Raw genomic sequence first — 13,006 nt, forward strand, 5'->3', positions numbered from 1 at the left:
GCCGCTACTGCACCTCCGCCCGCGCGGCGACATCCCACGTGGCCTCGACGCGCCCGTTGCGCACGCACACGAGCCGCCGCGCCAGGTTCACCGTGGGGCAGACGTGGGCCGGGATCACCTCGACGAAGTCGCCGACGCGGAGCCGGCGGCCGTCCTCGGTCAGCTGCACGCGGCCGTGCTCTTCCCACAGCCGGTCGATCTGGCAGTCGGGATAGCCTCGCAGTACGCCGTGGCTCTCGCCCTTGCTGCTGAACGGCCCCCGCTCCGCCGTCAGCACCTTGCTGCCGGCGTCGAGTACCGCGACGGCCCGCGACGGCCGGCTGATCACCCGGCAGAGCACCACGAGCGCGCATTCCTCGGGCGTCGCGGATCCCCAGCGCACCTGCATCGCGTCGTTGAATACATAGGTCCCGGGGCGCACCTCCGTGACGCCCGGCACACGCGCGGCGGGCCGTCCGGTCGGTGTCGAGCCGACGCTGACGTCGTCCACGGGATAGCCCGCGGCGCGCAGGCGTTCCGCTTCGCGCACCATGATCTCGCCCTCTTCACGGCCGGCGGCGTCGAGATCCGGCCGGTAGCCCCGATAGGTGAAGATCCCGGCAAGACGCAGGCCGCGGGACGCGGCGACCGCCTTGGCCAGCGCGAGCAGCGGCTCGCCGGGCGCGACGCCGCACCGCCCGAGGCCGGTGTCGACCTCGAGCATGACGTCCACCGTCACGCCGGCCGACGCCGCGGCGTCGGCGAGCGGGGCGGCGACTTCCATACTGTCGACGCCGACGCGGACGCGGATCTTCCGCGCGAGGTCGAGCAACCGCGGCAGCTTGGGGCCGCCGACGACCTCGTAGGCGAGAAAGATGTCGTTGACGCCCGCGCGCGACATGACCTCGGCCTCGCCGATCTTGGCGAGCGTCAGGCCGACGGCGCCCGCGGCCAGCTGCCGGCGCGCGATCTCGACGCACTTGTGGGTCTTGCCGTGCGGCCGGAGCTTTACGCCGGCGTCATTGGCGTAGGCGGCCCACCGGGCGATGTTGCCTTCCAGCCGGTCGAGATCGACGACCAGCGACGGTGTATCGAGGGTTTCGATGCCGAGCGTCGGAGCCGTGGCGGTGGACATCCCGTTCCTCCTGATGTGCGCGTTGTCGTCCTAGCCGGTGACCGGGTCGTGCCGACCGGTCGCTTCGATCACATGAGTGCCCGCCCCGCCTTGCCGGCCCCGGCGTCGTACTGGCCCGCGGAGGAACCGCCGGCGAGGGGCTCCGCCGCGAGATGCCCTTCGAGCGCGTCGATGACGGCGGCGTCCAGACCCTCGTCGCTCCGCATCAGCATGAGGGCTTCCTGCGACGCCATCGCCGACCGGTACGGACGCCAGACCGTGAGCGCGTCGTACACTTCGGCGACCGCGAGCACCCGGGCCTCGCGCCCGATCTCGTCGCCGGACAGACCCCACGGATAGCCGCTGCCGTCGAGCCGCTCGTGGTGGAGGGCGGCCAGTTGCGCGAAATCCGCGAACGGCGGAATCTTGGACAGGATCTCGTGCGTCCGGCGTGGGTGCTGTTTGATTTCGGTAAACTCCGCGGGCGTGAGCGCGTCGGTTTCGTCGAGCGCGCGGTTGGCGACTCCGAGCTCGCCGATGTCGTGCAGGAGCCCTGCGCGGAGGAGCCGCTTCTGGCCCGCGCCATCGGCGCCGAGCCGGGCGCCGATCGCGGCGGCGAGCGCGCCGACGCGGGCGGAATGCCCCGCGGTCCACGGACGCTTGGAGTCGACGATGTCCGCGAAGGCGCGCGCGATCTCGTCGAGGCCGGCGTCGTCGACCATGCGGATGCGGTCCGGGGGCTCGGCGGCGGCCAGCCGGGCGGACGCCGCCGAGCCCCGAAGCCCCGCCCACCAGAGTTCGTCGCCTGCCCAGGCCGCGACCATCCCGGTCAGCGCGGGGTCGAACCATTTCCCTCGGCGCGATCGGGCCATCTGCAGGGCCGCTTCGGCGCCGCCTGCCGTGGCGAACACATCCACGGTCCGCGCGAGCCCCACGATCCTCGCCGCCAGCGGAATCACCTCGCCGCGCGTGCCGCTCGGATGGCCGCGTCCGTCCCACTGCTCATCCGCGCTTCGAATCGCCTGAGCGGTCGCTTCAGGAAGTCCGAGCCGCCGTGCCACCGCCGCTCCGCGCTCCGCGCGGCCGCTGATGAAGGTCCGTGCGACGCGGCCGACGGCGCCGGCGGCGCGGACGACCGCCCGCGTGCGCGACCAAACCGGGCGGCCTTCGCCCGCGTGGCGCAGTCCGTACCGTGCGGCCGCGACCGCGCGCGTCCAATCGACCGTCGCGAATCCGGCCTTGAGCGCGCGATCGTCGCCGTCGAGCAGCGCCGTGACTTCGCCCGCGGTGCCCGGCCCGCCGGCGTTGGCGAGGAGGAGGGCGTAGAACAACGCCGACCGGGTCGCGGCGTCGAGACCTAGCTCGTCGGCGAGGCGCATGCCGATGAGCCCCGTCCGCACGGCGTGTCCGGCCGGCTGGCCCTCCGCGAGATCCAGCGCGGCCGAAAGCGGCGACAGTACGTCCGAGAGACGAATCGAGGGGGCCTGCACTTCTCCGGCGCCGCGCCGAGTTAGCGGTGCGCCGTCTGCGCCTCGGCGCCGGCGAAGTGCCGGCGCACGACCGGCTCCAGTTCTTCCCACTCGATGGCGGTCTGGCGACCGCCGTCGAACTCGCGGAGCATCCAGTCGTGCGCGGCGACGAGCGCCGGATCGTCCTTGTGCGGCTCGAAGCCGAGGCGCTGCTTGATGACGAAGATCAGGCCGGCGAGTCCGGAGTCCTTGGTTAGCGACACTTCGAGCGGACGCCCGAGCAGCTTCGGCACGTCGAACGGCGCGTACATCCACCAGAACTTGTTGAGGCCATCGGCGTGGATGCCCGCCCGTGTGCGGTGCGCGTCGCGCCCGAACAGCGGGTACTTCGGCGGCACCGGCTCGCCCATCTCGGCGTAGAGCTCGGCCAGCTCGTTGAGCACGGTGAAGTCCGGCCGTGCCTGCGGGAAGTATCCCATGCCGGTCAGATGCAGGATGATCTGCTCGAGCGGCGCATTGCCGGTGCGCTCGCCCTTGCCGAGGCACGTGCCGTTGACCACGCCGCAGCCTTCCCGGACCGCGGCGAGGCAGTTCGCGACGATGAGTCCGGTGTCGTTGTGGGGGTGAAACTCGAGGTCGGCCGGCGTGAGGCCGAGCTTCGTCCGCAGCGTGCGGAACAGCAGCGGCACGCTCCGCGGAAGCGCCACGTCGTCGTACGGCAGCCCGAGCCCCATCGTGTCGCAGATCCTGAACTTCGGCCGCATCGCGTCGCCGTACGGCCGGGCGGCGTCGAGGCACGCCTCGATGAACGCGAGCATGTAGCCCATGTCGGTGCGGCTCGCGTCCTCCAGATGCAGACGGGGCCGGATGCCGGCTTCGAGCGTTACGGCGACCGCGTCCAGATAGGTCCTCGCCGCCTGGGCGCGCCCGCCGGGCTTGAACTTGTGGAACGTGTGGTAGTCGGACGAGGAGGCGAGCATTCCGGTCTCGCGCACCCCGAGCGTGCGGATCAGTTCGGCGTCCTTGCGGGTCGCGCGAATCCAGGTCGTCGGCTCGATCGGCGCGCCGCCGCGGTAGCGCTCCAGCGCGCCCTGCAGCGCCTCGCGGTCCGACGGCCGGTAGACGAAGAACTCCGCCTGGCGGATCGCGCCGGACTTGGCGGTGAAGCGGCAATGCAGGTCGTAGATGCGGAGGCTCTGCGCCACGGTGAGCGGCAGACCGCCCTGCTGGCCGTCCCGGTGCGTCGTCTCGGTGGTCCAGGCCTCGGCGGGCAGGCTCTTCGGCCGCTGCGTCCAGACGAAGCGCGGAAAGTCGTCCCGGGGGAAGCTTTCGAGAAAGTACTCGGGACTCGCGGGGTCCGGAATCGTCGCCACAGCGGCCTCCTCAGCAGACTCCCTGCTCCGCGTCTATGATAGCACGCGGGCGTTCACTCGGCCGCCGCCGCCGACGCGGCCGCCAGCTGCTCGAGATCCCGGTCCCGGATCAGCAGCACGACGGGGAGACACGCGATGAAAACGACCCCGACGAGGGCGAACACATAATCGAACGCCACCACCGCGGACTGCTGGCTGATCCAGAGGTGCAGCACGGCGAGCGCCTGGCGGTTCGCCGTGACGGCGTCGACGCCGCGCGCCTGGATGCCCGCCCGCACGGTGTCCCACCACGAGACGAACACGGGGTTGGAGAGCGACGCGTAGCGGACGAGGTTCGCGCTCGCGAGCGTCGTCTTATGGTCCAACAGCGTGATCACGATCGCGGTTCCGAGGCTCCCGCCGAGTTGCCGCACGAGGTTGTAGAGGCCCGTCGCGCTCTGCATCAGCGGCCGCGGGATCGTCGACAGCGTCGCGGTCGACAGCGGGATGAACATGAACGAGAAGCCGATCCCCTGGATGATCTGCGGCACGAGGATGCCGAGGTGGCTCGAGTTCAGGTTGAAGTGCGACATCGCGAAGCCGGCCGCGCCGCTCACGGCGAGGCCGAACGGGAGCATGATGTACACGCCGAGGCGATTGTACAGGAACCCCGCGATCGGCATCATGAACACCATCACGAGCGACCGGGGCATGAGCGTGAGTCCGGCCTCCGTCGCGGTGTACCCGAGGAGGTTCTGGAGGAACAGCGGCAGCAGGATGAGGCTGCCGAACAGCGCCATGCCGAGGACGCCGATGATCGTCGTCCCGGCGGCGTAGGTGAGGTCGCCGAGGATGCGCAGGTTGACCGCCGGCGTCGGAGTGCGCAGTTCCCACAAGACGAAGGCGGTCAGCACCACGACCGCGATCACGGTCAGGACGGCGATGAACGTGCTGCCGAACCAGCCGTCCCGCTCCCCCTCCTCGAGGAGGATCTGCAGGCAGGCGAGGCCGACGGCCAGCAGGCCGATCCCGACCCCGTCGAACTTCTGCAGGCCGCGGCCGCGCATGTACGGCGGGTCGACGATGAACGTCGACGCCATGAACAGCGCGATGGCGCCGATCGGCAGGTTGACGAAGAAAATCCACGGCCACGACCAGTTGTCGGTGAGCCAGCCGCCGAGCGTGGGTCCGATCGCCGGGCCGAGCAGCACGACCATGCCGAAGAATCCCATCGCCTGGCCCTGCTCCTCGGGCGGGAACGTTTCCCGCATGATCGACTGCGCGATCGGCTGCAGCGCCCCGCCCCCGAGCCCCTGCAGCACCCGGAAGAAGATCAGCTGTCCGAGCGTCCGGGAGAAGCCGCAGAACGCCGACGCGACCGTGAAGACGGCGACCGAGAGCATATAGAAGCGCCGCCGGCCGAGTACGGATGCGAACCAGGCGGTGAGCGGCATGACGATCACGACCGCGATCAGGTACGAGGTGCTGACCCACGTCACTTCCTGCAGCGTGACGCCGTAGCTCGCCTGGATGTGCGCGAGCGCGACGTTGACAACGCTCGTGTCGATCGCGGCCATCACGGAGCCGAAGAGCACCGACAGTGCGACGATGTACTTGGCGCCGCCGCGCGCGGGCGCGGACGCTGCGAGGACGGTGCCGACGGCCATGCGGCGGCTTAGCGGCCGGAGCCGCGGGTGTTGATCGCGACTTCCGCGGAGAGCCCGACCTGCAGCGGGCGCGGCCCCACGTCGCGCGGGTCGAGGATGATCCGCACGGGCACCAACTGGACGACCTTCACGAAGTTTCCGGTGGCGTTGTCCGGCGGCAGCAGCGCGGTCGTCGAGCCGGTGGCCGCGCCCACGCTTTCGACCTGTCCGCGGAATGTGCGCGCTCGGTACGTATCGATGCGGATCCGCACCGGCTGGCCGGGGTGGACCGCGCCGAGCTGCGTCTCCTTGATGTTCGCGACCACCCAGACGCGCTGCGACTGGGTCACGGAGAGCAGCGGCTGATTCGGCTGAATGACTTGGCCGACCTCGGCGCTGCGGTTGGTTACCCAGCCCTCGACCGGCGAGCGGACCACGGTGCGATCGAGGTTCAGCTGCGCCGCACGCACGACCTCGGCCGCGTTTGCGGCCTGCGCTTGGGCGGCGGCCAGTTCCTGCGCCCGCTGCCGGACCAGAGTCCCGCCCACGGCGGCCTGCTGCACCTGCGCCTGCGCCGCCGAGAGCTGTCCCTGGTTGACGGCGATCGCGCTGCGGGCGATCGCTACCTGCTGCCGGGCCGCCTGCGCCGCCTGCACGTCGGACTTCGCCTGCGCCAGCGCATCTTGGGCGGCCTGGTACTGGGCGCGCGCGCTTTCGTAGGCCGACGCGTCCGTATCGAGCTGCTGCTGGGCGATCGCACCCTGCGCGATCAACTGCCGGTCGCGCGCCAGCGTCTTGGCGGCGGTGTCCGCGGCGCTCTTCGCGGCGGCGACCGCCGCGGCGGCGGTCGTCACCCGCGCGTTGGCCCGCGCCAGCTGCGCGGCGGTGGTCCGGTCTTGCATGTCGAGCTGCGCTTCCGCCTGCGGGAGCGTCGGCTGCGTCGCCTGCACGCGCGCGTTGGCCGCCTGGACGTCGGCTTGGAACTGCTGCTGCTGGACGCCGAGGGCCGCCTGCAGCGCCTGCACCTGCGCCTGCGCCGCGGTGAGCGCCGCCTTGGCCCGGGCGAGCGCAACCTGGTAGTCCTGCGGGTCGAGTCCCACGAGCGCATCGCCTATGGCGACGTGCTGGTTTTCGACCACGTACATCTTGACGATGGTGCCCGGGACCATCGACGATACCGGAGAGATGTCGCCGTGCGTTTGTGCGTTGTCCGTCTTGATGATTCCGATGTTGGCGCGCCAGTAGACGATGAGCGCGAACAGCACGATGACCCCGACGGCGGCCGTCCCGAGCAAGGCAATCCGCCGGACGTGTAGGCGGGGACGGGCGGCGGTCTCAACGACCGTCCTGGCGACCCGCGCCACACCGTCGTCGTGTGTGCCGTGCGGCGCCGTGCCGGGCGATGCCGGCGCGACCGCGCCCGGGGGCGCGGCGCGGCCGTCCGCGATTTCGGCGGCGGGACTCCGCCGTTCCTCGACCGGCGGGCGTGGCGCCCCGAGATCCGTCTTGCTGGGTCCGTCGTTCATCGGCTGGGCTCCACGGTCTCCCCGGTGCCGGTGAGGAGCTGCTCACGCAGCGTACGCAGCCGGGCCAGCCGTTCCGCGTACTCGTTACGCAGCTGCATCAGGCGCCCCACGCGCTCATCGATGAGGGAGATTTGCGACTGCACCACGGGTTCGGCCCGTTCGAGCAGGCCGAGCCGCGTCTGCGCGTCCGTCGCCTGCTCGTACGCGCGGCGAATTTCGGCGCGGACCGCGTCGATGCGAAGCGTCTCCTTGATTTCCGCCAGCGAGAAGCCGAGCAGGGTTTGCAGCTCCTTGATCCGCTGAAGCAGGGCAACATCGGCTTCCGTGAAGAGGCGGAACCCGCCCGCCGTCCTCGAGGCCGCGGTCAGCAGTCCGACTTCTTCGTAATACCGGATTGCGCGCGGGGTTAGACCGGTTCGCTTAACTACGTCCTCCATGCGGTGGAGCGTCCCGGTCGGCTCGGCGGTGGTCCCCGTCCCGCCTCCCGGCCCGTGTGCCGGTTCGGCGGGCGTTTCCTTTACATACATCGGTGTGGATTCTCCCGAATCAGAGTGCGATGGAGGCACTATATCATACTCTTCCGTAAACGTCAAATTCCAAAACCCTAGTTATATTCTCGGATTGTGCGGAGCCATAAAGATCAGTACTATTAAATACCGTGGGCCGCCATGGGGGGAGAGAGGCTGACCGCGGTGTTTCGGTAAGAGAGGCCGTCTTCAGAAGCCGCGGGCCGGCGGCGGGCCGGCAGCCTCAGGCGGTGGCGCCGCCCAAAGCGACGTTGGGTCAACGGCTGAAGGAAGCCCGCCTCGCTCTCGGTCTCACACAGGATGAACTCGGCCGGCCGGATTTCACGAAGGGCTTTATCAGCCTCCTCGAGCACGATCGGGCGAAGCCGTCCGTCGCGTCTCTCGAACGTCTGGCAACCCGGTTGGGACGGCCCGTCTCCTACTTTCTCGACGGCGGCGAGACCGTCATCTCCGCGAGATTTCTCGACGTGCTGCGAAGCCGCGGCCGCGCCGAATTGGCGGGCCGCCGCTTCGACGTGGCGCTGGACACGTTCGCCGAAATGCGCCGCGTGGCCGCCGGCCGGCGCGACGCGGTGGCCGAGATCTACGCGGCGGTGGGGGAAGGCGAAGCGCTTCTCGGTCTCGACCGGCTGGACGACGCGCGGTCGCATCTTGCGGAGGCGTGCGCGAAAGCAGGGGACGCGGGCGCGACGGCACTCGAATGCCGCGCGTCCCACCATCTCGCCGGCATCGAGTTTCGCCAAGGACGCAGCGGCCGCGCGGCCGCCCTGTCGCGGACCGCGCTCGGCCTGGCCGAGCGCTCCGACGGCGTCGAACCGTCTCTTCGCGGTGAGATCCATCTGCAGCTCGGCACTGCACTCTATCGGATGGGACGCCTCGACGAAGCCGCGGAGGCCTACCGCGCCGCCCGCCGCATTTTCGAGGAGGCGACGCAGCCGGACCGCATCGGCGAAGCGATGTACGGTCTCGGCACGGTGATGGCGATGGACGGCGACTACGACGGCGCGCTGCTGCACTTCGAACGCGCGCAGGGACTGTTCGAGCAGTACAAGGACCTGCGGCTGTTGTCGCGCGTGCGGGACCAGGCGGGCGCGCTGTTGATGCAGGCGGGCCGGCCGGCCGACGCGATCGAGCACTTTGCCGCGAGCCTCGCGGTTGCGCGGCGCATCGGCGACGTCGCCGGGGAGTGCCGGACGCTGACGGAATACGCCCGCTGCCTCAATGCGTGCGGCGAACCGGCGCGGGCGAAAGAATTCGCCGAGCGCGCCGCGGCGCGCAGCCGCGCGGCGCAGCTGTCCGACGAGGAAGCCCGCGCGCAGGCGCTGCTCGGCGCCCTCGCGGCCGAGGCGGGGGAGCTCAAAGAGGCGCAGCGCGCGCTGGCCGCCGCCGCCAAGCACTGCGAAGACGCCGGCCTGACCGTCGAACTGGTCGCGATCTACAAGGACCTGGCGCACGTCGCGGGCCTCGCCGGGCGCTACAAGGAAGCCACCGGGTACCATGAGCGCGCCTTCAAGCTGCTGCAGACCGTCCGCCCACCGGACATGGCCGAGGCCGTCCGCGCCGAGCCAACTCCCGCCGCTCCCCCGTCCGAGGGTACACACCCCTCCCGATAAGCCGAACACGCGTTCGCCGGGCACATTTGCGCGCCGTACCGGCGCGGTATACAATGCTCGATACCTTTTCTATCGGAGGCGCTTGTGCGACCCGTCTGGCGAGGCTACGTGAGCTTCGGCCTGGTGACGATCCCCGTGAAGCTGTATACGGCCACGGAGGAAAAGGACGTTCGCTTCCGCCTGCTGCACGCGAAGTGCGGGACTCCGATCAAGAATCAGCGCTACTGCCCTCACGACGACGTGGTCATCGAATGGAGCGACGTCCTCCGCGGCTATGAGGTGAGCAAGGGGCACTTCGTCACCGTGACCGACGAGGAGCTCGACAAGATCCCGATCGATACGAGCGGGAACGTCAACATCGCCGGGTTTGTCGAGCTCTCGGAGATCGATCCGATCTACTACGAGCGGTCGTATTATGTCGTTCCCGACGAAGGCGGCGCCAAGGCGTTTGTTCTTCTTCAAGAAGCGCTGCGCCAGGCCGAGCGCGTTGCGGTCGGGAAGGTGGTCATGCGGGAGAAAGAACATGTCGTCTCGCTGCGCCCGTTCCAGGACGCGATGGTGATGTCGACGCTGTATTACGCCGACGAAGTGCGGTCGGTTTCCGCGCTCGACGAGGTGCCGGCGGACGTAAAGGTCCACCCCAACGAGCGCAAGATGGCGGGGCAGCTCGTCGACAGCCTCGCGATCGAGTTCCATCCCGAGGAGTATAAGGACGAGTACCGCGGACAGGTCCTGGCGCTGATCGAGGCCAAGGGCAAGGGCGAGCCGGTGCCCGAGGTCAAGGCGAAGGAACCCGGCAAGGTCGTCGACCTGATGGAAGCGCTGCGCCGGAGCGTTGAGATGGCCCAGCAGCGGCCGGCCGGCGCCCGGCCATCGCGCGCGGCGGGCGGCCAGCGGCGCGCCGCGGCGGGGGGCATGCACGAGCGGCCGCGCTAGGCGGGTCTGCGGGGAACGTGTTTCGGGGCGCCGGCGGTGCCGGCGCCCCGGCGTTTGTGGCCTCGGCTAGAACCCCAGCGTTTTGTGCGCCTGATCTACGAACTGGTTCGTGAACGTCTGAGACGGATTGATCCGCGAGGCGTTCGCAACGACGGTGCGGTCGAACTGCGACAGTACCTTCGCGATCGTCTGCGCGCCCTCGAGCGAGACCCGGCCGTCGAGCGAGAACATCTCGAGATTTGCCGCGAGCGAGGTGACGTAGAGCTGCTTGTCCGACTGGTAGAACTGCGGCGGCATGCGCTCCGCGATCTCGGCGGCGCTGTGCGTCTTGATCCAGTGCAGCGCGCGCACGGAGCCCGTGGCGAGCGCCTGGACCGTGTGGGGGTTACGGTCGATGAACTCGGGCGTCGCGTACAGCCCGCCGGCCGGATAGGGGCCGCCGAAAACCCGCAGCGTGCCGACGGTCGTCCGCGTGTCGGCCAGGATCGTCGCGTCGCCGCTCTTCGTCAAAATGGTGATCGTCGGGTCGACGTTGACGAACGCGTCCACCGCGCCCCGGCGCGCCGCGGCGACCGCGGTGGCGGCGGTGCCGATGCCGATGTAGGATTCCTGGTCGACGGGGATGCCGTTCTTGGACAGCAGGTACTGCGCGAAGAAATGCGTGCTGCTGCCCGGCGCCGTCACGCCGATCTTCGCCCCGCGCAGGTCGGCGATCGACTTGACGCCGCGCGACGATCCCGTCTTCGTCACGGCCAGCACCAGTCCGGGATAGCGGTCGTAGAGCGCGAACATCCGAATCGCCTTGCCTTGCGCCTGCATTTCGATCGTGTGGTCGATGAAGCCGCAGACCACGTCGGCGCTGCCGCCGAGCAGCGCTTCCAGCGCCTTCGCGCCGCCGGCGAGGTCGACGATGTCGACGTTCAGCCCGGCGTCCCTGAAGTACCCGAGCTGGTTGGCCAGGGTGAGCGGCAGATAGATGTACAGTGGCTGCCCGCCGACCGCGACCGTGATCTTGGATTTCTCGACCTGCGCGCCCCCCGGCGCGGCCGTGAGCGCGACCGCCAGCCCGAGGAGGATCGCGGCGACGAGCGCCTTGCGCATCGGGACACCCCCGTCTGCGTAGAACGACGTACGGGAGAGAACACTACGGTCGGCGACGCGCGCCCTCCTGCCGCCGGTCGACCTAGAGCCCGGCCACCTTGGAATTGAAGCGGCGCTACGCGCGGCCCGGCGCTTCCGGCTTCCAGGCGAGCAATCGCCGCTCGATGCCCGTCACGATCTGGTCGATGACCAGCGTGAAGACGGCGAGCACGGTCATCCCGGCAAAGACGCCCGTCGTGTCGAACGTGCCCTCGGACTGGGCGATGACGTAGCCGAGGCCGCGTCCGGCGCCGAGGTACTCGCCGACGACCGCGCCCACGAGCGCAAGGCCGACGCTGGTGTGCAGACTGCTGAGGATCCACACGAGCGCGGACGGCAGCAGCACGTGCCGGACGAGGTCCCGCTCGGTGGCCCCGAGCATGCGGGCGTTGTTCAACTGGTTGGCGTCGACCTCGCGGATGCCCTGATACGTGTTGAAGAACACGATGAAGAACACAAGCGTCACGCCGAACGCGACCTTCGACAACACGCCGAGACCGAACCACAGCGTGAAGATCGGCGCGAGGACGACGCGGGGAAGAGCGTTCCCGACTTTGAGATACGGATCGAACACCGCCGATAGTGCGGGGCTGCGCGCAAACAAGAACCCGAAGGCGACGCCGAGCGCGGCGCCCACGAGAAACGCGAGTACCGTCTCCAGCGCCGTGGTCCAGAGGTGCCGGTAGATGAATCCGCTCGCGAACCAGTCCGCGATCCGCCGGCCGATGGCCGTCGGCTGGCTGAAGAAGAACGGATCGACCCAGTGCCGCTGCGCCGTCACCTGCCACGCGACGAGGACCGCGAAGAGAACGCCGAGCTGGTAGGACAACATGCGGGCGCGGCTCACGGCGCCGCGTCTCCGCCGGCCCGGTAGGCGCGCAGGACCTCGCCCCGCAGCTGCGACCACACGGCGCGGTAGACGTCCTGGAAGGCGGGTTCGAGCCGCACCTCCGTCACGTCCCGCGGGCGCGGCAGCGCCACCGCGTGCGAGCCGATGATCCGCGCGCCCGGTCCCGCCGACAGCACCAGCACGCGATCGGCGAGCGCGATCGCCTCCTCGAGGTCGTGCGTCACGAACAGCACCGTCTTGCGATCGTCCTGCCAGATCCGCAGCAGGTCGTTCTCCATGAGCGCGCGTGTCTGCACGTCGAGCGCCGAGAACGGCTCGTCCATCAGGAGAATCTCCGGCCCCACGATCAGGCTCTGCGCGAGGGCGACGCGCTTCCGCATGCCGCCGGAAAGCTGGTGGGGGTAGCGGTGTTCGAACCCCCGGAGCCCCACGCGCGCGAGCCACTCACGGGCGAGCGACTCGGCCGCCGCCTTCGGCCGCCTCCGCAGCAGCGGGCCGAGTTCGACGTTGTCGAGCGCGGTCTTCCACGGCAGCAGCACGTCCTGCTGGAACAGGTAGGCGGCCCGGCGATTGAGGCCCTCGAGCGGCTGTCCGAACGAGAGGACCGTGCCCGCGGTGGGGCGGATGAGGCCCGCGGCGAGGTTGAGCAGGGTGGATTTACCGCCGCCCGTCGGGCCGACGATCGCGACGAACTCTCCGGGCGCGACCGACAGCGAGACGGCGTCGACGGCGAGGTAGGCGCCGCCTCGAGGAACCGCGAAGCGCCGGCTCACGCCGGTGAACTCGATCGCGTTCACCCGCCGCGTATACGCGCCGCCGAAAACCAAATCCTCCGCGCCGCCGCGATCGATCCC

11 protein-coding genes are annotated in these 13,006 nt (G+C 69.9%); 2 read left to right on the plus strand and 9 right to left on the minus strand.

Features of this window, described 5'->3' with window-relative positions; all coding sequences use genetic code 11:
- Window positions 1-4: 4 nt before the first annotated feature.
- The 6 genes from VFL28_06330 to VFL28_06355 form a co-directional block, all read right to left on the minus strand.
- Window positions 5-1,114, minus strand: a complete 1,110-nt coding sequence (locus VFL28_06330; GenBank protein HET7264268.1) for an alanine racemase — start codon at window positions 1,112-1,114, stop codon at window positions 5-7.
- 68 nt (window positions 1,115-1,182) lie between these two features.
- Complete coding sequence (locus tag VFL28_06335) at window positions 1,183-2,583, minus strand: HD domain-containing phosphohydrolase (protein HET7264269.1); 1,401 nt, start codon at window positions 2,581-2,583, stop codon at window positions 1,183-1,185.
- A 20-nt stretch (window positions 2,584-2,603) separates the two neighbouring features.
- Window positions 2,604-3,935 (minus strand): pyruvate carboxyltransferase, encoded by a 1,332-nt coding sequence (locus VFL28_06340; protein ID HET7264270.1) that lies wholly within the window; start codon window positions 3,933-3,935, stop codon window positions 2,604-2,606.
- A 53-nt stretch (window positions 3,936-3,988) separates the two neighbouring features.
- Entirely contained in the window at window positions 3,989-5,581 is a 1,593-nt protein-coding gene (locus tag VFL28_06345; GenBank protein ID HET7264271.1) for a DHA2 family efflux MFS transporter permease subunit, read from the minus strand.
- A gap of 8 nt (window positions 5,582-5,589) precedes the next feature.
- Window positions 5,590-7,086: an HlyD family secretion protein gene (locus tag VFL28_06350; GenBank protein ID HET7264272.1), complete on the minus strand. Its 1,497-nt coding sequence runs from the start codon at window positions 7,084-7,086 to the stop codon at window positions 5,590-5,592.
- Window positions 7,083-7,523: a MerR family transcriptional regulator gene (locus tag VFL28_06355; protein HET7264273.1), complete on the minus strand. Its 441-nt coding sequence runs from the start codon at window positions 7,521-7,523 to the stop codon at window positions 7,083-7,085. The genes VFL28_06350 and VFL28_06355 overlap by 4 nt, the downstream gene beginning before the upstream one ends.
- A gap of 320 nt (window positions 7,524-7,843) precedes the next feature.
- On the opposite strand from VFL28_06355, the gene VFL28_06360 reads away from it, so the two are divergent.
- Both VFL28_06360 and VFL28_06365 read left to right on the plus strand, forming a co-directional pair.
- Entirely contained in the window at window positions 7,844-9,226 is a 1,383-nt protein-coding gene (locus tag VFL28_06360; protein HET7264274.1) for a tetratricopeptide repeat protein, read from the plus strand.
- 84 nt (window positions 9,227-9,310) lie between these two features.
- Window positions 9,311-10,162 carry a Ku protein gene (locus VFL28_06365; protein ID HET7264275.1) on the plus strand — a complete coding sequence of 284 codons (852 nt, stop codon included), beginning with the start codon at window positions 9,311-9,313 and terminating at the stop codon, window positions 10,160-10,162.
- Window positions 10,163-10,228: 66 nt separating this feature from the next.
- Here the strand turns inward: VFL28_06365 and VFL28_06370 are convergent, their stop codons facing one another.
- The 3 genes from VFL28_06370 to VFL28_06380 form a co-directional block, all read right to left on the minus strand.
- Window positions 10,229-11,263 carry an ABC transporter substrate-binding protein gene (locus tag VFL28_06370; GenBank protein HET7264276.1) on the minus strand — a complete coding sequence of 345 codons (1,035 nt, stop codon included), beginning with the start codon at window positions 11,261-11,263 and terminating at the stop codon, window positions 10,229-10,231.
- 115 nt (window positions 11,264-11,378) lie between these two features.
- Window positions 11,379-12,149, minus strand: coding sequence for an ABC transporter permease (locus VFL28_06375; protein HET7264277.1), 771 nt, complete (start codon window positions 12,147-12,149; stop codon window positions 11,379-11,381).
- Window positions 12,146-12,949 carry an ABC transporter ATP-binding protein gene (locus VFL28_06380; protein HET7264278.1) on the minus strand — a complete coding sequence of 268 codons (804 nt, stop codon included), beginning with the start codon at window positions 12,947-12,949 and terminating at the stop codon, window positions 12,146-12,148. Before VFL28_06380 ends, VFL28_06375 begins: the two co-directional genes overlap by 4 nt.
- Window positions 12,950-13,006: the final 57 nt, after the last annotated feature.

This window comes from bacterium (assembly GCA_035691305.1).
GTDB lineage: Bacteria > Sysuimicrobiota > Sysuimicrobiia > Sysuimicrobiales > Segetimicrobiaceae > DASSJF01.

Excerpts from the sequence above, each read along its gene's own strand:
- VFL28_06330 (HET7264268.1), bottom strand. The coding sequence starts at position 1,114 with ATGTCCACCGCCACGGCTCCGACGCTCGGCATCGAAACCCTCGATACA.
- VFL28_06345 (HET7264271.1), bottom strand. The coding sequence starts at position 5,581 with ATGGCCGTCGGCACCGTCCTCGCAGCGTCCGCGCCCGCGCGCGGCGGC.
- VFL28_06350 (HET7264272.1), bottom strand. The coding sequence starts at position 7,086 with ATGAACGACGGACCCAGCAAGACGGATCTCGGGGCGCCACGCCCGCCG.
- VFL28_06355 (HET7264273.1), bottom strand. The coding sequence starts at position 7,523 with ATGGAGGACGTAGTTAAGCGAACCGGTCTAACCCCGCGCGCAATCCGG.
- VFL28_06370 (HET7264276.1), bottom strand. The coding sequence starts at position 11,263 with ATGCGCAAGGCGCTCGTCGCCGCGATCCTCCTCGGGCTGGCGGTCGCG.